The sequence below is a fragment of the Streptomyces physcomitrii genome (assembly GCF_012273655.1).
GTDB lineage: Bacteria > Actinomycetota > Actinomycetes > Streptomycetales > Streptomycetaceae > Streptomyces > Streptomyces physcomitrii.
The window spans coordinates 1-19719 of record NZ_JAAWWP010000020.1; the positions used below are offsets into that span (position 1 = coordinate 1).

Below are 19719 nucleotides of genomic sequence, written 5' to 3' on the forward strand. Positions count from 1 at the left end.
CACCCAGGCCCTCCTCCGCCTCGCCCGCCAACGCATCAGCGTCCTGTTCGCCATGCTCCGCGACGGCACCTTCTACAAGCCGAGAACCCCACGCCTCACTTGACGAAGGACATAGAGGCACCCCCCCGCTAACCGGACTTCTCCGGCTTGTCAGCCGTCCCGTTGTCCGTATCCTCTTCCGGCCCGGTGGTCTTCCTCGGCTCCGCGGGCCGCTCGTACTGCTGCTGCTGACGCTGCTGCTTGTCCTGCTCGGCCTTCTGCTTGTCCATGGTGTGCTGGAGGAAGGACCAGCCGACGCACCCCGCACACAGCACCGCCGCGATCGCGATCCCCGCGAACACCTTCCCGAGCCGCTCGTCCGCCGTACGCCGCACCCGCTGCGTCCCGAACAGCAGCGCGTCCCGCAACCGCCGCCGTCGTACCGCCACGGATTCCAGCAACTGACTGTCGTAGTCGCGCGCCATGGGCGTCACCTCCTCTCCTTCGGCGAACCATTGTGGGGTGCGGGCAGCAGCACATCAGGTCTCGAACTCACCGACCCAGCTGCGCTGGAGGAGATGCCTCGGCAGATAGTCCGAGGCGACGTTCAGAGGAATCCCGCCGTCGTAGGCGAGGCAGGCCATGGCGAGCGGGGCCAGCGCCAGGCTGCCGTCGGGATCCTTGGCGCGGTCCTCGTCGGCGGTCCAGTAGGCCTTGTGCAGATGGACGTCAACGCACCACAACGTCCGCTCCGCGCAGGTTTAGCCACTTCTCCAACTCTTTGCCATTGATATCTCTGGCGCGCCGAGGATCGGTGGATTGAACAAATCTAACGCACCCATCAATGTGACCGTGGAGCCCCGTAACATTCGTCTTTTCATTCACCGTAATTTCTAGTACTGCACGGTCCGCTGACACGTGGCTGAGGTTCGCACCCTCGAGGTGGCATTTTAGAAAAGTGGCGCCACTGAGATCCGCCGCGTGAAAGTTCGCATCGCTGGCGTCGGTCGCGTACATCTCGACGGCTCTCATGTCTGTATGGCTCAAGTTGGTCCGCCGTAATACCGCATAGTCGAGCTCAGATTTCGTCAGTATGCTCCACGAGAGGTCTGCGTCCGTGAAGTCGGTTGCCTCCAGATGAGAACGGTACAGGTCGACTCGGTAAAGCGATGCTCTATGGAATTTCCCCTGAGATAGGATAGAATTTGCCAGGTCGTTGCATGAGAGGTCGGCATCGCTGAGATTCAACCCGGCAACATCGAGTAGGACCGCGGAGTTGGCAGCCCACTGGGTGAGGGCTGTGGCGGCTTCGATTTCTCTGGGGAATCGCCGAATGTCGCGTGAGGTATGAGCTCTGGGGATTTTTCACTCCAACCTTGCTTTACGTGCCTCAGCAGCGCCAGCGCTTGTCCGAGAATCGAAATCTTGGCAAGGCGCGGATGGATAGATCAGAAGCAGTCGAGCATCCGTTTTTTTATATGCATGGAAAAGCAGTAAACAGGGTAAGTGATTTCCCGTCCCACCTGCTCTCAGTGACTCTCTCGCGGTCCGCGTGATGATGATTCAGGGTAGACGGATCGCTATCCTTGAGTTGCTATTTCTGCGGAGCGCATCGACCGCAGGACACCTTGGCTCGTAGTCATAGTTTTTCTAGGACCATCCTCGTGATGGCCACGGACCTTTCCTCATCCTCGGCAGGTACGACATAGTCGTTATTTCTGATGCGATCCAGGAGTTCTGGCGGCAGTTTTACATGATGGTTCCAGACGTAGAACCAGAGATCGCCTCGCCAGATCCACTCGCCATCCGTGTAAATGGAGTCTCCTCCGAGTATGGATTTCCCAGACCCCATTACATCCGTAGAGGATCCCATGACGCTACTGATCACGTGGCCTGATTGAAGATACTCAGTGATGCTTTGCGCGTCCTCGCTCATGCGTGAGGTGACATGGTCGCGAATACTTCCATCAGGAGTTCCGAAAGATGAATTCCATAGTTCCTCATAGAATCCCGCGATCTTCATGGCCGCCCTCTCGTCAGTATCTTCCTGACAGTTCCTCTAGTCCGTCCAAGTTATCGAAACGTTGGGGAGTGTCCTCGCCGAAAGAACCGGCTTCCGGGTCTGGGGCTAGTCGGGAGAGCCAGGTCAGGAGGTCCTGGGCCGATACTCCCTGCGAGTGAGCATCACGGAGACGAAGTAGCCACCTTCCACCGATGGCAAGAGCCTCTTCATCAGCTGCTGTCCGGGGTTCGAACCCCGCAGCGCTGCCGATGTCGGCAGCCCAGACGTAACCAAAGGTTCTTCCGTCTCTCTGGACGGAAAAATAATGAACTGGAGAGTCCGTGACCTCTTCGTAGTCATTCTCCGATTTCGGGATTCGGGAGCGCAAGATCCTGGCCCTTTCGGGAACTTCGAAAGTGCCCCATGAGTCTGCGTAGGCCGCACTCTCAGGGGCCAGGTTTTCAAAGCCTTCAGAAGTCGGAGTTGCATGCACATTCGGATCGCCTGGCGTGGTGGGAACGCCTAGAAGGAGGGAGATTTCTCCAAGTGCCGCAGTCAAGCGGGGATGGTTTTCTGCATGTACCTGTTTCTGTTCTCGCTCTCGCGTATCCATCGTGAGCCAGGCGTCAGAATACGTCTCCACTGTGTAAACGACCAGAGACTTCTTCCAGATGTCTGCTTGGATACAGAAAAGTTGTTTAGCGCGGTACCAATGTCCCTTCTCTGTCCAATATCCGGGGCACGGGAAGCGTAGGGTGATGAGGAAGTCCCCGCTGAGTGCATCCACCTCTGAGGTGGCCCTGTTCAGTGCAATGTTGCCGCTCAGGGTGGTGTCCTCTAGGGGCAGATTCCGAAAGTCGCGAATTACTTCCCGCTTGCCAGCGAACCTTCGAACCGTGATTTCCCCCCTTCTTGTGCTGTCTGCCAATGCGTGTCGCGCCAGAATCTTCCATACGGAGAGAATCTTCTCTGCCGCGCCTCCTGAAGTTGCTTCCTCGCCCTCGCCGAACTCTTGTGCCCATGTCCAGTCGCCGACAGGAGTGGAGGTGATCACAGCAGGTCCTCGGGTCGAGATGCTCCTCCAGCAAGCGCTTCAGAGCCTGTGGGTGACATCTGGCCCCAAGCCGTCAGGAGTTACGTCAGGCATTCCGATCCCGAACTCCGAAGCGCATCCAAAGAAGGTGGGATCGCCGACTTCCGGCGTCACTTGGAAGATCTCACTGATCTCACGCAGGGCAGCCTCAAGCCGCACTGAGTTTCTCTCGAAAATCTTGGGATGTGGTTGTCCGGAGAAATCGAAGAACCCCCAAATGTCATGATGTACGGCGAGTTCAGCTGAAAGTCCTACGGGTGCTGGGGAGACGGACAGATTGATGAGGAGTGGCTCCTTGCGCCGACTTCCGGAGTCGTCGATCCAATACCCGGGGCCCACGATATGCACATCATCTGGCTGGGCATCGGGAAAAGCTACCGGACGGCTGCCAAGGATGCGGTCGGGGAGGGACTGATCGTTCAGTGAGCCGGGCAGTGACATGGTTGAGGTGATATTGAGTCCTCCTGAATCCAGTACATACCAGAGGTATTCGAGCTTCAAGGGGATGAGCAAATCCTGACGCGTGAGGACCTGACACATCCGATCGGCCACAGATAGCGCAGAACTCAGTCCTGGTTCTGCGACATCCTCAAGATCCCAGAACCAAGAGCCGCAGGGTTCGGGAGCGCGCATGAGAGTAGACATCGGCCTCCTTACGGGAGATTGGGTCGGTCGGCCGGCACTGTGATGGAGCCGTCTTCGAAACGGAGTTGGAACGTGGCACCAGCGCGACGAGCTTGAAACTCCACCTCGTTGAACATCTTAGCGCTGAGTTCTGCGCGGGGGCGGTGCACATCAAGGATGGCAAATTTGGTGGTGTCTGAAGGGGATATCAGCTGCTTTGCTGCTTTCTTCGCCGCGCTTCTGATCCCCTCGATGCTATCGACATCCTTGAGTTGGTACCCGTATTGGGGGGTGCCGTCTGGTCTGAGGGCGGCAACATCTAGATCGAGGTCGAGTGCTTCGTCTTTGATTTCGAAGGCTAGATGGGAGAATCCCTTGTTCTGCAGAATCGTCGCCTCTCGCAGTGCCATGTGTGCAGCAGGGATCATGCCCTTTTGTGACTTGCTGGATCCCTGCTTGCACATGTTGAGAATCTCGTCGTAGTTCGGAATCCCCTCCAGATGTCCGCGAGAAATGAGGTCGGCCACTTTGGCGCCAAATCTTTCCTTTCTCAGTGTGCGGAGAACCTTGGCCTGGTCATCCGCTGGCATCCGGCTGCGAGAAAGCGCTTCGGACAGGCCGGCTTCCTGCTCGGGCCGCATGGGCTCGGAGGGCGGAGGAGAGGCTTCGTGGCCTGTGGAATAGCGTTCGGGAGATATCTCGGAGATAGGGGAGGTTGAAGGAACATCTGGTGTGAGGTGCGGGTTCCCCCCGGCGTCGGGGACCTGTTGCGCAATCGAGGGTTCTCCAGAGCGCCCGAAGTCGTTTCCGTGGGATCCTCCCCCGGAACCTCCGTGCGCTTGTGTTGCCTGGCCCTCCGGTTGGGTGGTGTGTTGCGTTACCCGGTGTGAATCACTCTGAACGCCGGGTGCATCATGGCCAGCCGAGGGTCGCTGCGGGAGGTCGCTACCCCCTGACCTGTCGGCCCTCGGGGAGGCACTGATGGGCGCCTCCCCACCGACTCGGGTCGGGCCCTCCGGACTGCCGTGCGCGCCCTCACCCAACTGCATCGGTCTTTCCGTACCGAGATGACGCGAACCCGCTCCTACGAGCGGTGCCTCGTGCAGCGGATTGTCAACCCGCAGTGGTTCCTCAGCACCGCTGGTACGAGGAGCGGGCGAGGCCTCGATCGGTGCATGGTCGGATCCGTGGACGACCTCCCCCTCCGCATTGCGGATGTTGAGCTCAGGGTCGAGATAGAGGGCGTCCTTGGCAGGGCCGTCGGTGAGGCGGACGCTGCCCTCCGGCAGCACCAACGCATTCTCCGGAACCGCGATTCTGCCGTCCGGAAGCCGGTGCGCCCCCTCGGGAAGGTAGACCCCGTCCGGGAGTTGCACGGTGCCGTCGGGTAGGCGCAGGGAGCCTTCGGGCAGGGTGACGGCGTTGTCCGGGAGGCGGGGGAGGTCGATGCCGTTGATGCCGCGGAGCGAGGAGCTGATGTCGCTGATCTTGGCCAGGCCGGCGCCGCCCGCTTTGGCCACGTAGGTCATGGGGTCGATGACGCGGCCGGCCTTGCTGACAAGGGCGGCTGCCTGGGCGGCCTTTCCTGCTTTGCCCGCTCCCGAGACGGCGCCGCCGGTGCCACCGGTGAAGACGGTGGTGACGACGTTGAAGGTCACCGCGCCGGCTGCCCGGCCGGGGTTCTTGCCCCACTCGTCCCAGGCGACAAGAGCCTTGCCGGTCTGCTTCATCGTGGTCCGGGACTCCCTCAGCCAGCTGGGGAGTTTGTCGTCGGGCAGGGCCCAGAAGGCGATCTGCGCGCCGGGCATGAGCGACAACTGGACACCGGTGGCGAGCTGGGCGAGGCCCTTCCAGGCGTTGAAGGCGTTGTCCCAGCCGTTGACTCCGATGAGGGTGCCCAGACCCTTGAGGGTGCCGACGATGCCGTCGATGACCACGCCGTCCCAGACGAACGACTTGACCCAGTGGCCGATTTCCCAGGGGTGGTGCTTCTCGTTGACGGGGGTGCCCCAGGGCATCTTGGCACCCTTGAGATCCTCGGCGCGAAAGCCGTACTCGTGGGCGCCGGGCTTGCCCTCGGTGACCCGCATATGGGGGCCGCCCCACAGGTCGACGATCTTGTTGTAGCAGGCACGCTCGGCATCGGTGAACGCCACCAGGGCGGCCTTCGCCTCGTTGTCGATCCTGTTGTGCTCGGCGACCTTGTCTTCGTCGTACTGCCAGTCGTCGTCGTCCTCGTGTTCGGCGACGAAAGTGACGGCACGTGCGCGCAGGTCGTCGAGCTTCTTCACCAGGGGGCGGATCTCGGTGGCGTAGGCGGACAGCGCCGAGGCCACCGTCTCCACGTCGTCGCCCAGCTGGTCGGCGCGGTTCTTGACGGGTGCGGTGGAGGCGAAGAGCTGCTCGGCCTCGGGTGCCTGGTAGAAGGCGGACAGGCCCTGGAAGCGGGAGTGCACACCGGCGCCGGCGGAACGGATCGCCGCCCCGTCCTTCTTCAGCGCCGCGTGATCCTTCTCCAACTCTTCGACGCTGCCGGTGTAATGGGGAATCCTGCCGGGGTCGATCACTTCTTCTTCTCCTCGGCCGCCGGCCGGCGTTCCTCGGCGCGGAGCACATCGGCCTTGGTCTGCACCCCGTCCTTCTTCGGGTCGAGGTCGACCGGGCCGAGCGCCTTGTGCTGGGCGTTCGCGGCCATCTCCAGATGGCCCTCCAGATAGGCGGTGGTGGCTTCCATCGCCCCGTTCAAGGACATCCCCGACCGCATGACCAGGTACTTCAGATCGAGGGTGGCGCGGGTGGCGAACTGGGCCAGCGCCATGGCCACCAACCCACCGGGCCCTTGCCCGCTCTCCAGGTCGCCGCCGTGACCGTCCGAACCGCCCTGGCCGTGCGCCGCGCCCTGCGCGGACGGGGCCGACTCGAAGCTGAGCGTGCCCGCGTGTGTCGCCGCCGACTGCAGATGCTTGCCGAACGTGCCCGCCCGCCGCTGGATCTTCTCCGCGGACTCACCCGTCGTCTTCAGCACGCCCCGGATGCCCTGAGGCTGCAGATCCCACCCCGTCATGTCCCCGCCCCCTGCTCACTCGTCCCCGTTGCCCTGCCCGACCCGCGCTCCACGACCGGCACGAGCCGTGGTCAGCCGATGTTGTCGACGGCAGCCTTGGCGCGCTGGATGGTGGACTGCGCCGTGCCGTCGTTCTTCTCCAGCGTGGTCTTCAGCAGGTGGATGATGTTCTTGACCTCCTGCGAGGACCGGTTCCAGCGCATCTCCTTGCCGTGGTACTCGTCCGCGACACCGTCCGCCTGGAAGTCCGCCATCGCGGCCTTCACCTGCGCGTCCCGCGCCGCGATCACCTGCTCCAGACGGCCGATGACCGCCTGGATGTTGGTCTGCGCGTCCGCCGAGGCCCCCGTGTCGTACGAACGCCGATCGCCGTTGCCTGCCATGGAAATCCCCTTCCGACGATCAGCGGCCCGAGAAGCGGGCGGCGTCGAAGTTCGCGGCGGACATCTGCGTCCGCGCGTTGTCGTCCTGCTCCTGGTCACCGCTGCTGAACGCCGTCTCCATACCGCCCTGGCCGCCCAGGATCGAATGCAGCGCCCCGTTCAGCGAAGCGGCGATCTCGTCCGAGTGCCGCTTGAAGTTGTCGAACTGCACCTTGCCCGCACCGTTGAACTTGCCCTCCAACGGCGCGGCGGCCGCGACCAGTTGACGGATCAGCGTGCCCAGGTCGTCACTCGACGTCTGCGACTTCGAGGACAGGTCCGTGAGCACCTGCGAACCCATGTCGAACTTCATCCAGCTCTCCCTTCAGCCCGTGTGGCGACACCCCCGGTGCCGTCCGGTGTCACCCGGTATCGCCCTGCCGCGGCCCCCGTTCACGGGCGCTGCGTACAAGGGCGATTACCAGATGCTACGACTGCATACGCACGACAGTGCCCCGGAGGTTCCACAGGAGCAAATGGTTTGGATCACAGGCGAGTTGCATGAGTCAGTACGAGCCACGGCGCGTGTCCACCGTGCTGCGAGGGCAGTTGGCCCGACCGAGGCCCACAAGCCCACTCGAACTGCCCCGCCTCACGCTCACTTCGCGTCCGCGTAGCACTCCACCACCGCCGTCGTGAAGGTGAAGCGCACGGGTGTCTCGCCGAAGGCCAGGCGGCCCGCGAGGTCGGCTGCCTCGGTGATCGCCCGCTGGACGGTCTCGGCCTCCTCGGCGGGGCAGTGGACGATGACCTCGTCGTGCTGGAAGAAGACGAGTTCGGCGCGGAGCCCGGCGCAGGTGCGGCGCAGGGCGGCGAGGAGGAGCAGGGCCCATTCGGCGGCGCTGCCCTGGACGACGAAGTTGCGGGCGAAACGGCCGCGGGCGCGCGAGTTGGTGGAGGCGTACCCGGGCACGAACTCGCCCTCGGCGGAGTCGGGTTCGGCGCCCTCGCCTGCCTCCGCCGTGCCGGGGTCCTGCGGGATGCCCGCCTCCTCCTGTTCGCCGGCGCCGGCCACGGGCGGGCAGGTGCGGCCGAGCCAGGTGCGGACCAGGCGGCCCTCCTCGCCCGCCTTCGCCGCCTCGTCGACGTAGGCGACGGCCCGGGGGAAGCGGCGGCGCAGCTGGGCCAGGTTCTTCAGGCCGTCGCCGGAGGTCTGGCCGTAGACCGCGCCGAGCACGGCGAGTTTCGCCTTCTCGCGGTCGCCGGAGAACGCCCGGTCGGAGACCGCCTGGTAGAGGTCGCCGGGGCGCCCCGCCACCTCCATCAGGCCCGGGTCGCGGGAGATCGCGGCGAGCACCCGGGGCTCCATCTGGTCGGCGTCGGCGACCACCAGGCGCCAGCCCGGGTCGGCGACCACCGCCCGCCGGATGACCTTCGGGATCTGCAGCGCCCCGCCGCCGTGGGTCACCCAGCGCCCGGTCACGGTGCCGCCGGGCACGTACTCCGGGCGGAAGCGGCCCTCGCGTACCCAGTCCTGGAGCCAGGACCAGCCGTGCGCGACCCAGATCCGGTACAGCTTCTTGTAGGCGAGCAGCGGCTCAACCGCCGGGTGGTCGACGGAGGCGATCTCCCAGCGGCGGGTCGAGGCCACCTTGATCCCCGCCTGGGCGAAGGCCTTCAGGACGTCCGCGGGCAGGTCGGGGCGCACCCGGCGGCCGAAGGCGCGGGAGATCTCCTCGGCCAGTTCGGCTAGTCTGCGCGGTTCCACGGCGCCGCCGCCGCGGGCGCCCCAGCCCGCGTACCGCTCGCCGAGCAGTTCCCGCAGCACGGTGCGGTGCACCTCGGCGCTCCACGGCAGCCCGGACCGGTTCATCTCGGCGGCGACCAGCATGCCCGCCGACTCGGCCGCGGTCAGCAGGCGCATCCGGTCGGGGTGCTCGGCCGCCTCGTGCCGGCGCTGCTGCTCGGCGTAGACCTCCAGGAGCGCGCCGAGCGGTACGTGCACCGGGCCCGGCTCGAACAGCGAGGACTGCGAACCCGGTTCGGCCGACCGCTGCGGCGGATCCGGCGGTACGGGTGCCCGGCGCAGCCGGGCCAGGGCGGCGGCCGCGGACCGGGGCTCGCCGAGCCGGCCCTCGTGGCCGAGGAGCAGGGTCTCGGCGGCCTCTATGTCGTAGCACCGCTCGACCCGGACCCCGGCGTCGAGCAGCCGCGGATAGACCTCGGCCGTCGACCGCCAGATCCAGCGGGTGACCTCCGGCCGGGAGCGCACCGCCGCGGCCAGCTCCGGCTCCTCGCGCACCGGCCCGGCGGGCAGCCCATCCGGGCCGAGGGGCGCCAGCTCGACGGCGCCGCCCTCGGCCGGTGCGAGCGCCCAGCGTTCGGTCATGGGTTCGATGGTGACAGGAGGGTCTGACAACGGACGTACGACACGGACCGGTTCATGCGGACCGGTTTATACGGCAGGGGCTCTCTTGCCCGGCGGGTCTGACGGCGGGCGCGGGCGATCCGGCATCTGCGCCTGCGGCCGGGGCGGGCGCAGGCCGGAGCCGAGCGGCGGCGCCGTCCCCGGCGTGCCACTGTGGTGCCATGGCCATCGAGGTTCGCCCGGCTGCGGAATTCGAGGACGTACGTGCCGTCCTCGGCCCGAAGTCGCCCGGCGCCAACGTCTGCTGGTGCCTCAGCTACCGGATCCCCTCCAAGCTCAACAACGAGCTCCGCGGACCGGCCCGCGGCGAGTACGTCGCCGAGTTGTGCCGTGCGCAACCGCCGCCGGGGGTGCTCGCCTACGACGGGGACGAGCCGGTCGGCTGGGCCGCGGTGGCGCCGCGCGCGGAGACCTCCTTCGCGCGCAGCCGGAAGATCCCGCACGTGGACGAGCTGCCGGTCTGGTCGCTGTGGTGCGTGCGCGTGCGCCCCGGCCACCGCAAGCAGGGGATCACCCACGCCCTGATCGCCGGTGCGGTCGACTTCGCCCGCGCCCAGGGCGCCCCGGCGGTGGAGGCGTACCCGCTCGACAACGGTGACGCCCGGGTCGACCTCACCATGGCCTACGCCGGACTCCGCAAGAACTTCGCCCGCGCCGGGTTCAGCCACGCCGCCGACACCGACTCGGTGCTCGCGGGGCACCCCCGGGTGCTGATGCGGCTCGATCTGCGGTGACGGGGAGGCTCCCTCGGCCATGCCGGTGACCTCGGCGACACCGGCGACACCGGCGACCCCGATGACCGCGGTATCCGGGGTGCCGTCCGGGACCCGGCCCCGGGCCGGTGACAACTCCGTTGCGGGTCCGCTCCTCGCCGCCTCACCATCGGTCCATGCCTGAACAGCGGAGTGAACAGCACGGTGTGGAGGAGAAGGAGCCCCGGGAGACATCCGGACGGCCCGACGCCGAGCCCGGTCCTGGGACCGGGGCCGCACCCCCCGCGGCTCCCGATCCTTTCCGCGATTCCGATCCCGATTCCGATCTTCTCCCCGATCCCGGGCACCGGCGCAGGTGGCTGGGCTGGCTCACCAGCGACCCTGCCGAGAGCCTGCGCGAGACCGAGAAGGACGGCTCGATCGTCGTCTTCCGGGGCTATACACCGCTCGCCGTGCTCCGTGCCCCCACCGCCGAGGAACGCGCCTTCTACGAGCAGGTCAAGCGCCGTGAACTGCACTTCACCGCCTTGAGCAAGCGACTCATCGAACAGCTCGCGGACCGGCTCTCGGCGGAGAGTCTGAAGATCTGCCGCGAGTTCCACTTCGTCGGTGAGTGGAGGTTGGCCGTCGACGAACTCGTGGCCATACTCCGGAAGCGGCCGGTGACCGTCACCACCGAGGAGATCGCCATGGTGAGTGAACTCCTGCCCTGGCACTGGCCCGACAAGGACGACTCCTGGTACGCGCGGATCCTCTCCGACATCGATCGGGCTCCAGAGGCCTCGGAACCCGTATCCACGGCCCCCGCCCCTTCCACGGGCCCCACAACCTCCGCTCCTTCCGTGGGCCCTGGCGCCGCCGCCCCTCCCGTGACCTCCACGGATCCAAGGCCCTGAGCCCGAGCACGGTGCTCCCTTGCCGAGCACGATGCTCCCTCCCCGAGGACGGCGAACTCCTGTCCGGGACGGCGATCCATAGCTGCCATAGCCGGGGACAGCGACCCCCTGCCCCGCCCCATTGTCGCCCGCGCATAATCCGCAGCCCGAGCCTTGGACTCCGGTCGCTGGGCAGCGCGCCCCCGGGATTGATCTGCTGTGGGCTCCACCAGGGCCGCCTACCTCATGATCGGCCGCCGCCACCCGCCGTGAGGTCTGTGCGAGGAGTGCCGGTCGAGGCGGCGCGCCCGCACGACGATCCGGGGGCCAGCCATGTCCGTACCCATTTCCGAAGCCGCGTCCGCAACCTCGTCTCCCGCCCCGGCCTCGTCCCCGTCTCCAGCCTCGTCCCTCTCCCCGTCCGCACTCCCGGTACGGAGGCGGCTGGCCGCGCTGTCCGCCTCGGTGGCGGTGAGTGCCACGGTGCTCGCGGCCGTGGTGCCCGGTGCGGCGGCCGCTGTCCCCCAGGAGCAGCCTGGGATGGCGGCAGCGAGGCAGAGGACAGCCGCGGCCCCGGAGCCCTGCCCCGGCACCGAGCCCGGTGTGCACGTCTTCGCGAAGGGCGGGGTGCCGGTCCTGGACTGGCGGGAGAACCTGGAGTTCGACGGCAGGGGCGCGCTGTGGGTCTCCCACGCGCTCAAGGGAGTTGAGGGCTACCGCCCGGACGGCACCAGGTTCGCCACGATGCCGGTGCCCTCGCCCGCCGGGATCCGGCGCGGACCGGACGGCGCGATGTATGTGAACTACGGGCAGATCCCGGTGCCCCACGGCTCCGGCATCATGAAGTTCGACCCGGCGCATCCGGACCGGGCGCCCCGCAAGGTGGTCGACGGTCTGCTCGGCATCAACGGCCTGGCCATCGACGGCCGGGGCAACTTCTACCTCGGCCGCGAATTCGCCCCCACCCTTCTCAAGCTCCGGCCGGACGGCACCGAGGACAAGGACTGGACGGCCGCCGCCGACGTCTTCGGCACCAACGGACTCGCCCTCGCCGACGGCCGGTTGTACGCCGGCATCTCCGTCCACCCGCGCTCGCCCGTCGAACAGGTCCCCCTCGACGACCCGGCCGCCCACACCCGGCTCGCCGACCTCAGCCCCTCCGCCCTCGGCTTCAAGGGACTCGACGATCTGACCGTGGTGGGCGGGCAGGTCTACGCCGTCGCCTTCGGTGCCGGGGAGATCATCCGCATCGACCGCGCGAGCGGCGAGAGCTGCGTCCTGGTCGACGGACTGCCCAGCCCGACCAGCGCCCGCGCCCCGCTCGGCTTCGGCGACCACGACCCCGAGAACGGGCTCTTCGTCACGGAGGCCTCGGGCCGCATCCTCCGCATCGGCCCACTGCACTGAGCCCGACCGGCTGCTTCGGCCCGCACCCGGACCGGTCAGGCCGGCGCGCCTGAGACGATCGGTGGTGTGAACCCGCACGCCACCGTCACCCGTGCCTTCGAGGCCGCGCTCGGCAACGACTCCGAGGACGCCCTCGACACCGGTGCCTCCCTGCTCGCCGCCGACCCCGCCGCGGACGCCGAACTCGACCGGCGGGGACGGGAGTTCCTCACCCGGTCCTGGCGCGGCGGCTGGCAGCCCGCCGACCTCGCCCGGCTGGTGCGCCGGGACCTGGACGGGGTGCACCTGGTGCTCCTCGACCGGCTCGCGCGCGAGGAGACTTCGGGGTACGAGGGGCTGCCGCACCGCTGGCCGGAGCAGCTGGCCGAGCTGCGGGCCGAGGCCGCCTCGGCGGGGTCCTCGCCCGGCCCGGACCGCTTCTCGGCCGCCACCGCGGCACTGGAGCTGTACCGCTTCCTCGGAACCCTGCCCCGTGTCGAACCCGTCGGACCCGCCCCCGGCGAGAAGCTTCCGCCGCCGGTGGCCGGGGAGCCGAAGATGCTCGCCCGGATACGCGCCCTGCTCGCCAAGGCCGAGGCCACCCCGTACCCCGAGGAGGCCGAGGCGCTCAGCGCCAAGGCGCAGGAGCTGATGGCCCGGCAGGGCGTGGACGAGGCGGTGCTCGCCGCTCGCCGCCCCGCGAAGGACGTCCCGTCCGCCTGCCGGATCGGCGTGGACGCCCCGTACGAGACGGCGAAGGCGGTGCTGCTCGACGCGGTGGCGCGGGCCAACCGCTGCCGCGCCGTGTGGAACAGCGGCTACGGCTTCTCCACGGTCGTCGGCTTCGAGTCCGACCTGGAGGCCGTCGAACTGCTCCACACCTCGCTGCTCGTCCAGGCCACCACCGCGATGACCCGCGCCGAGGCCGCCCAGCGCAAGGGCGGCCGCAAGCGCACCAAGTCCTTCCGCCAGTCCTTCCTCGCCTCCTACGCCCACCGCATCGGCGACCGGCTCACCGCCGTCAGCGAACAAGTCGCCTCCGAGAGCGGCGAGTTCCTGCCGGTCCTCGCCGCCCGTGAGGTCGCCGTCCAGGGCCGTACGGACGAACTGTTCCCGCAGACGGTCAGTACGCGGGTGCGCGGCGTGAACGACCTCGCGGGCTGGGAGGAGGGCGCGGAGGCCGCGGACCGGGCGGCACTGGGGCCGGGGCGGGAGCGGATCGAGCGGGGGCGGCCGGGCCGCTGAGCCGGGCCGCCGCGGAGGCGGGTGGCCGCCGAGGGGTGCCTGCTTCGCTTGCCGCGCGGACTGGGCACGCCCGGCGGATTCAGTGGTGTACATCCATCTCCTGAGTGCCGATGACGGAGAGCAGGCGGAGTGCCTCCTCGGAAGGGGAGCCGGGGTCGGCGGTGTAGATGACCAGTTGCTGGTCGTGGTCGGTGATGTCCAGTGCGTCGCAGTTGACCGTGACCGGGCCGACCTGCGGATGCTGGAAGGTCTTGCGCAGGGTGGGCTCGGCGGAGACCTCCTTCTCGTCCCAGAGGCGGGCGAACTCCTCGCTGCCGGAGCGGAGTTCGGTGATGAGGGCCGCCATCCGGGGGTCGTCCGGGTAGCGGGCGGCGGTGGCGCGCAGGCGCCGGGCCGCGTGGCGGGCGAACTCCGCCCGGTCGGACACCCCGTACAGCGTCCTGCCCTCGGGGTGCGGGCCGAGGAAGGCCCGGCGGGCGAGGTTGCGCTCGCGGGGCGGGACCGCGGAGAAGTCCTCCATGAGCGCCGCCGCGAGGTCGTTCCAGGCCAGCACCTCCAGGGCCGCCGAGGTGACGAAGGCAGCGGATCCCGGCAGGCGTCGCAGCAGGTCGAGGAGGCTCTGCCGGACCTCGCGCGGGGGTCCGGGCGGCGGGCCCGGCGGGGCGCCCGCCAAATGGTGCAGATGGTCGCGCTCGGCGGGGTTCAACCGCAGGGCGCGGCTGAGCCCGGTGAGCACCTCGCGTGACGGTCGCGGGGCGCGGGCCTGCTCCAGGCGCGTGTAGTACTCCGTGGAGATGAAGGCCAGCTGCGCGGCCTCCTCGCGGCGCAGCCCGGGTGTACGGCGGCGCGTCCCGGCGGGCAGGCCCACCTCGGTGGGGCTGATCCGCTCACGACGGCTGCGCAGGAAGGCCGCCAGTTCTTGTCTGTCCACGCCTTCAGTGTGTGCCGCCGTCCCAGGTCTATCCAGGGACTGACAGTCCCTGGATAGACCTCGGCGAGCGGCGCAAGCTGTACGCCATGAACACCGTGAAGCACGCCAATAAGCCTATTGAGCCCTCAAGTACGAAGAATGTGTCCAACAACGTCGATATCTCCGAGGCCGCGCCCGTGCCGGTCACCGCCGAGGGCGGCCCCGGCCTGCTCTCCGGAAAGGTCGCCTTCGTCAGCGGGGCCGGGCGCGGCATCGGGGCGGCGGCGGCCCGCCTCTTCGCCCGGGAGGGTGCCCGGGTCCTGCTCGCGGCCCGGACCCGGGAAGAACTCGCGGCCGTGACCGGGGAGATACGGGCGGCGGGCGGCACCGCGGAGTTCACGGTGTGTGATCTGGCCGAGCCGGAGCAGGTGCGCGCCGCTGTGGACCACGCGGTGGACCGGTACGGACGGCTCGACCTCGCCTTCAACAACGCCGCGACCCTCCAGCGGCCCGGCCCCATGGACCAGCTGCCGGAGGCCGAGTTCGACCAGGTCTACGCCGTCAACCTCAAGGCCGTCTGGCTGGCGATGGCCGCCGAGGTCGCCGCGATACGGTCCACCGCCGGGACCGGCGCGATCGTCAACAACTCCTCGGTCGGCAGCCTGCACGCCAACCCCGAACTCCCCGCGTACGGCGCGATGAAGAGGGCCGTCAACAGCCTCACCGAGTCGGCCGCCGTCAGCTACGGCCCGGAGGGCATACGCGTCAACGCCGTCGCACCGGGCCATACGGCCACCGAGATGATCCGGTCCTGGGAGGCACGGTCTCCCGGCCTCACCGAGCACCTGATCGCGCGCACCCCACTGCGCAGGGCCGCCGACCCCACCGAGATCGCCGAGGCCGCCGCCTGGCTGCTCAGCGACCGCGCCTCCTTCGTGACCGGCGCCGTCCTCAGCGTCGACGGCGGGGCGAGGTGAGGGGGCGCAGGCGAGGGTGCGGAGGTGACGGGTCGGAGGCAGGGGGCAGAGGCGAAGAGCCGGGGGAGAGGAGAGGAACGGGAAGGGAGGCGAAGGAGAGCGGAGAAGTGGCGGCGGAGGCGCCGGCAAACCCGGACGCCGGAACCGGAGCCGCCGGCAACCCGGACCAGTCCGCAACGCCCCACGTCGCCAGACCAGTCCGGGCTGCCGTACCCGCGGCAGGCACGCTCGCGGAGCCCGTCCCCCGCGAAACCCACGCGTGCCGCCGCAGTCAGAGGAACTCCCCTCTCGGAGGAGGAGTCGAGAGAGACCACAGAAGGGAGCCGATGACCTCACACAGCGCGAGCCGATGACAGCTTTCGACTCACTCGCTCAGCGCGAGCCGGTGACAGCCTTCGGCTCACTCGCTCAGCACGAGCCGGCGTACGGCAGCAGGGCCATCTCCCGGGCGTTCTTGATGGCGCGGGTCATCTGCCGCTGCTGCCGGGCGGAGATGCGGGTGACCCGCCGGACGGGGGTCCCCCCCGGCCGAAGGCTGGGGGAGGATCTTGCCGCGGTCGCCGAGGAACCTCCGCAGCAGATCGGTGTCCTTGTAGTCGATGTACGTGATGCCTGCCTGGTCCAGCGGGTTGGGGCGGGGCTTGACGGCGCGGCGGTCGGCGGGCCTGCGGGGCACGGGTCAGATCTCCAGGAGGGTGTCGAAGTCGGAGCCGAGGCGTTGCCAGGACTCGGGCCCGGCGGCGTACTCGGCGTCGGTCAGCAGGCAGGAGTCGAGCACCCGCAGCAGGCCGTCGCGGTCGAGTCCGGGCGAGGTGAAGACCAGGTGCTGGCAGCGGTCGCCGTGCTCGGGGTGCCAGTCGAGGGCGGCGGCGGCCCGGCGGACGGGCGGGACCATCTCCCAGGCGGCGTCCGGCAGCGAGGCCAGCCAGGGTCCCGCGCCCTCCACGCACAGGGCACCGCCCGCGGCGTCCCAGTGCAGCAGGGTGTCGGGCCGGTCGGCGAGCCAGAACCGGCCGCGGCTGCGGGCCGCCGCGCAGGTCAGGTCCTCCAGGGCCGCGTACAGCCGCTGCGGGTGGAAGGGGCGGTACTGGCGCCAGACGACGGTGCTCACGCCGCTCTCCTCGGCCTCGGCGGGGAGCAGGGCGCAGGCCGGGTGCTGGGCCGCGGCGGCCGCGTCCACATCGAAGCCGTGGAAGGCGGCGGCCGCCAGGTCACCGTCTTCGATGGCGACTTGGTGGGCGGTCGGGTGGAGCTGGGCGAGCAGGGCGCGGTCCTCGTCGTCGGCCTCGGGAGAGTCCAGGAGGGCGAGGACGGGGGCGTACTCCAGCTGGCGGGCGAAGGTGTCGGCGACGGTGCGCTGGTCGGTGGCCGCGGCGGCGAGCCCGGTCTCGGCGAGGTCGTCGCCGTTGCCGAGGCTGGGCAGGACGAGGGCCGGGTCGACGGCGGTGATCACCGAGGTGATGCGCAGTTCGTGGGCGGCGATGACCTCGGCCATCGCCTTGGGCTCGACGGAGTCCCAGAGTTCGACGACGGCGAGGCGGGTTCCGGCGCCCAGGGTGCGCAGTTCGGGGACGAGGTCCTCGCGCAGGGCGCAGCAGGCGCAGTCGTTGAGCAGCGGGGTCTCGCCCTGGGAGAGGGGACCGTTCGCGTCGCGGACGGTGCGTGCCACGGTGCCGCGTTCCGCCGCCCCGGCCAGGTCGTGGTGGAGCACGACGCTGCCCGGGACGGTGGCGAGCAGCCGCTCCACGGCCGCCTTGCGGGCCGCCTCGTGCAGTCCGCCGACCACGACGACCGGTGGATGGCCCGTGCTGTTCATCAGCCGCGCTCGACTCGGCCGTAGCGGCGCTCGAAGCGCTCGACGCGTCCGGCGGTGTCGAGGACGCGTGCCGTGCCCGTGTAGAAGGGGTGGCTCACGTTCGAGATCTCGACATCGACGACGGGGTAGGTGTTGCCGTCCTCCCACTCGACGGTCTTCGCGCTGGTGGCGGTGGACCGGGTGAGGAAGGCGTGGTTCGCGGCGCGGTCGCGGAAGACGACCGGTCCGTAGGTGGGGTGGATTCCGGGCTTCATCTCGTAGCCCTCCGTTTCTCGCTTCTCACTGCGTGCTGCTCACTGCGTACTGCTCGTGCTTGCTGTTCACGGTTTCGGGCTCGGTGCGCACCCCGTTGTGCGCACGGCCCTCGTCGCTGCTGCCGGGTGCCCCGGCGGCGATTCGGCGATCTTGCTGCCTGCTGCGCCGAGCGCCCGCTGTCGCTCCGACCACCTGGTGCGGCCCCACCGGGCCACCGGGCCCCGGGTCGCCGGACCTGGTGGTTGCGGCGCCCCGGTGGTTCCCGTGGTTCCGATGGTCCGAGGTCGCCGTCAGCGCTCCTCGCGGAAGTCCACGTGGCGGCCGGCCACGGGGTCGAACTTCCGCAGGACCAGGCGGTCGGGGTTGTTGCGGCGGTTCTTGCGGGTCACGTAGGTGAAGCCGGTGCCCGCCGTGGACCGGAGCTTGATGACCGGGCGGAGGTCGTTGCGTGCCATGGGGCTAGTATACGAAAATGAATCCCGTTTTCAATACCTCTGAACTGGGCCTTCGCGTCCGGGCGTCCCGTGCCCGGCCCGCGGGTCCGTTCCGGGGCCGTACGAGAGGAGTCCCCGCTGTGTCCGCGCACTGCATGCTGACCGGAGCCGAGCCCGGCTTCGGCAACCGCATCTCGCACTCGCACCGGCGCACCAGCCGCCGCTTCGACCCGAACATCCAGCGCAAGCGGTACTGGCTGCCCAGTGAGGGCCGCCATGTCCGGCTGCGGCTGAGCGCCAAGGCGATCAGGACCGTGGACGCGATCGGCGTCGAGGCGGCGGTCGCGCGGATCCGCGCCCGGGGGGTGCGGGTCTGATGGCGAAGAAGAGCAAGATCGCGAAGAACGAGCGGCGGCGCGAGATCGTCGCCCGCCATGCCGCGCGCCGCGCGGAGTTGAAGGAGATCATCCGCGGGCCCGCCACCCCCGAGGCCGAACGGCTCGCCGCGCAGCGGGAGTTGCGGGCGCAGCCGCGTGATGCCAGTGCCACCCGGGTCCGCAACCGCGACAGCGTCGACGGGCGTCCTCGCGGGTACGTGCGCGACTTCGGCCTGTCGAGGGTGAAGCTGCGTGAGCAAGCGCACGCCGGATACCTGCCCGGAGTGCGCAAGTCCTCCTGGTAGCTTGCCGGTCTGTCCTGTCGAACGCCGTTCAACAAGAAGCGGACGGCGTCGCACTCGAACGAGGTCGGACGAGTTCCCGTCCGATCGAGCATTCTGGGGGAGTCCCGTGATCTCTGTCCTCAAGCGCATACGGATCGCCGCGGCCGTGGTGCCGGTGGCCGCCGCGCTCGTACTGACCGGCTGCAGCAGCGACAGTTCGGACGGGGACGACTCCAAGGGCAAGGAGAAGCAGAGCCCTTCGGCGAGCGCGCCCGCGGACGAGCAGTCCGAGGCGCCCGGCGAGGAGGGCGACGAGGCGGGCGCCGGCGACGGCAAGGGCCTGACCGGCAGTTGGCTCTCCAGCAAGGGCGGCGACGCCGTGGCGCTGGTGATCACCGGCAAGCAGGCCGGGCTCTTCGCCACCGGCGGTTCCGTGTGCAGCGGCACCGCGGGGGAGGAGTCCGGGATGCAGATGATCCGGCTCAAGTGCCAGAAGCCCGGCGACGACGACCGTTCCGAGGGTCATGTGAAGTCCGTGGACGAGAAGAAGCTCGTCGTCTCCTGGGAGGGCTCCGGCACCGAGACCTTCCAGCGGACCGAGGGCGGCGCGCTGCCCACCGGGCTGCCGAGCCCGTCCGTGCCCGCCTCCTGATCCGGGGCGTACGTCCGGTGGTTCCGGCGGCTCCGGTCCGGTGGTTCCGGTAGCTCCGGTCCGGTAAGTGCGGTGGCTCCGGTCCGTCGGTTCCGGCCCGGCGGGCTCGCAGCTCCGCGAGTTCGGCGGCCCGGCCGGCTCGGCAGCCTCTGCGAGCCGGCCAACTCTCCTGCGGCGGCGAGCCGTTGGGCCTCAGGGCCCGGCGGCCCGCCGCCGTTCCGCGCCCGGGTGGGCGACCGCCGC

22 protein-coding genes and 2 pseudogenes are annotated in these 19719 nt (G+C 68.9%); 8 read left to right on the forward strand and 16 right to left on the reverse strand.

Features of this window, described 5'->3' with window-relative positions; all coding sequences use genetic code 11:
- Positions 1-128: 128 nt before the first annotated feature.
- The 11 genes and pseudogenes from HFV08_RS25555 to HFV08_RS25605 all read right to left on the reverse strand — a co-directional run bounded on the left by HFV08_RS25555 (position 129) and on the right by HFV08_RS25605 (position 9513).
- On the reverse strand, positions 129-464 hold the full coding sequence (locus tag HFV08_RS25555) for a hypothetical protein (RefSeq protein WP_168542922.1): 336 nt from the start codon (positions 462-464) through the stop codon (positions 129-131).
- A 54-nt stretch (positions 465-518) separates the two neighbouring features.
- Positions 519-707 (reverse strand): annotated as a pseudogene (locus HFV08_RS25560) (Imm49 family immunity protein); the annotation flags it as partial.
- A gap of 1 nt (position 708) precedes the next feature.
- Complete coding sequence (locus HFV08_RS32595) at positions 709-1227, reverse strand: pentapeptide repeat-containing protein (protein WP_168542836.1); 519 nt, start codon at positions 1225-1227, stop codon at positions 709-711.
- Between the two features lie 391 nt (positions 1228-1618).
- Complete coding sequence (locus tag HFV08_RS25570; RefSeq protein ID WP_078844931.1) at positions 1619-2002, reverse strand: hypothetical protein; 384 nt, start codon at positions 2000-2002, stop codon at positions 1619-1621.
- Between the two features lie 13 nt (positions 2003-2015).
- Positions 2016-3035, reverse strand: coding sequence for a hypothetical protein (locus tag HFV08_RS25575; RefSeq protein WP_168542837.1), 1020 nt, complete (start codon positions 3033-3035; stop codon positions 2016-2018).
- Between the two features lie 39 nt (positions 3036-3074).
- Positions 3075-3719, reverse strand: coding sequence for a hypothetical protein (locus tag HFV08_RS25580; protein WP_168542838.1), 645 nt, complete (start codon positions 3717-3719; stop codon positions 3075-3077).
- Positions 3720-3727: 8 nt separating this feature from the next.
- Positions 3728-6265 carry a hypothetical protein gene (locus HFV08_RS25585; RefSeq protein ID WP_168542839.1) on the reverse strand — a complete coding sequence of 846 codons (2538 nt, stop codon included), beginning with the start codon at positions 6263-6265 and terminating at the stop codon, positions 3728-3730.
- Positions 6262-6762, reverse strand: coding sequence for a DUF6507 family protein (locus HFV08_RS25590; protein ID WP_168542840.1), 501 nt, complete (start codon positions 6760-6762; stop codon positions 6262-6264). The genes HFV08_RS25585 and HFV08_RS25590 overlap by 4 nt, the downstream gene beginning before the upstream one ends.
- Before the next feature lie 71 nt (positions 6763-6833).
- Positions 6834-7145 carry a pore-forming ESAT-6 family protein gene (locus tag HFV08_RS25595; RefSeq protein ID WP_040250077.1) on the reverse strand — a complete coding sequence of 104 codons (312 nt, stop codon included), beginning with the start codon at positions 7143-7145 and terminating at the stop codon, positions 6834-6836.
- 19 nt (positions 7146-7164) lie between these two features.
- Positions 7165-7497 (reverse strand): hypothetical protein, encoded by a 333-nt coding sequence (locus tag HFV08_RS25600; protein ID WP_040250076.1) that lies wholly within the window; start codon positions 7495-7497, stop codon positions 7165-7167.
- A gap of 285 nt (positions 7498-7782) precedes the next feature.
- Positions 7783-9513 (reverse strand): bifunctional 3'-5' exonuclease/DNA polymerase, encoded by a 1731-nt coding sequence (locus HFV08_RS25605; RefSeq protein WP_168542841.1) that lies wholly within the window; start codon positions 9511-9513, stop codon positions 7783-7785.
- A gap of 200 nt (positions 9514-9713) precedes the next feature.
- Here HFV08_RS25605 and HFV08_RS25610 point away from each other — a divergent pair, with 200 nt between their 5' ends.
- From HFV08_RS25610 to HFV08_RS25625, 4 genes are all read left to right on the forward strand, one after another.
- Positions 9714-10286 (forward strand): GNAT family N-acetyltransferase, encoded by a 573-nt coding sequence (locus tag HFV08_RS25610; RefSeq protein WP_168542842.1) that lies wholly within the window; start codon positions 9714-9716, stop codon positions 10284-10286.
- 155 nt (positions 10287-10441) lie between these two features.
- Entirely contained in the window at positions 10442-11161 is a 720-nt protein-coding gene (locus HFV08_RS25615; RefSeq protein ID WP_168542843.1) for a DUF3597 domain-containing protein, read from the forward strand.
- A 519-nt stretch (positions 11162-11680) separates the two neighbouring features.
- Positions 11681-12547, forward strand: a complete 867-nt coding sequence (locus HFV08_RS25620; RefSeq protein WP_168542844.1) for an SMP-30/gluconolactonase/LRE family protein — start codon at positions 11681-11683, stop codon at positions 12545-12547.
- Between the two features lie 66 nt (positions 12548-12613).
- Complete coding sequence (locus tag HFV08_RS25625) at positions 12614-13771, forward strand: DUF2786 domain-containing protein (RefSeq protein ID WP_168542845.1); 1158 nt, start codon at positions 12614-12616, stop codon at positions 13769-13771.
- A gap of 79 nt (positions 13772-13850) precedes the next feature.
- Here the strand turns inward: HFV08_RS25625 and HFV08_RS25630 are convergent, their stop codons facing one another.
- Complete coding sequence (locus tag HFV08_RS25630) at positions 13851-14702, reverse strand: helix-turn-helix transcriptional regulator (protein WP_168542846.1); 852 nt, start codon at positions 14700-14702, stop codon at positions 13851-13853.
- An 86-nt stretch (positions 14703-14788) separates the two neighbouring features.
- On the opposite strand from HFV08_RS25630, the gene HFV08_RS25635 reads away from it, so the two are divergent.
- Complete coding sequence (locus HFV08_RS25635; RefSeq protein WP_168542847.1) at positions 14789-15658, forward strand: SDR family NAD(P)-dependent oxidoreductase; 870 nt, start codon at positions 14789-14791, stop codon at positions 15656-15658.
- A gap of 408 nt (positions 15659-16066) precedes the next feature.
- On the opposite strand, the pseudogene rpsR reads toward HFV08_RS25635, so the two are convergent.
- The 4 genes and pseudogenes from rpsR to rpmG all read right to left on the reverse strand — a co-directional run bounded on the left by rpsR (position 16067) and on the right by rpmG (position 18184).
- Positions 16067-16334, reverse strand: a pseudogene (gene rpsR / locus HFV08_RS32430) (30S ribosomal protein S18).
- A gap of 3 nt (positions 16335-16337) precedes the next feature.
- Positions 16338-17474 (reverse strand): CobW family GTP-binding protein, encoded by a 1137-nt coding sequence (locus tag HFV08_RS25645; RefSeq protein ID WP_168542848.1) that lies wholly within the window; start codon positions 17472-17474, stop codon positions 16338-16340.
- Positions 17474-17728 (reverse strand): type B 50S ribosomal protein L31, encoded by a 255-nt coding sequence (locus HFV08_RS25650; RefSeq protein ID WP_168542849.1) that lies wholly within the window; start codon positions 17726-17728, stop codon positions 17474-17476. The genes HFV08_RS25645 and HFV08_RS25650 overlap by 1 nt, the downstream gene beginning before the upstream one ends.
- A 291-nt stretch (positions 17729-18019) precedes the next feature.
- Positions 18020-18184 carry a 50S ribosomal protein L33 gene (gene rpmG / locus HFV08_RS25655; protein ID WP_040250045.1) on the reverse strand — a complete coding sequence of 55 codons (165 nt, stop codon included), beginning with the start codon at positions 18182-18184 and terminating at the stop codon, positions 18020-18022.
- A gap of 119 nt (positions 18185-18303) precedes the next feature.
- Here rpmG and rpmB point away from each other — a divergent pair, with 119 nt between their 5' ends.
- From rpmB to HFV08_RS25670, 3 genes are all read left to right on the forward strand, one after another.
- The gene (gene rpmB, locus HFV08_RS25660) at positions 18304-18540 is read left to right on the forward strand and encodes a 50S ribosomal protein L28 (RefSeq protein ID WP_168542850.1); all 237 of its coding nucleotides are present in this window, start codon (positions 18304-18306) and stop codon (positions 18538-18540) included.
- Positions 18540-18845 (forward strand): 30S ribosomal protein S14, encoded by a 306-nt coding sequence (gene rpsN / locus HFV08_RS25665; RefSeq protein ID WP_168542851.1) that lies wholly within the window; start codon positions 18540-18542, stop codon positions 18843-18845. The genes rpmB and rpsN overlap by 1 nt, the downstream gene beginning before the upstream one ends.
- Before the next feature lie 106 nt (positions 18846-18951).
- Positions 18952-19476 (forward strand): hypothetical protein, encoded by a 525-nt coding sequence (locus tag HFV08_RS25670; RefSeq protein WP_312885824.1) that lies wholly within the window; start codon positions 18952-18954, stop codon positions 19474-19476.
- Positions 19477-19719 lie beyond the last annotated feature (243 nt).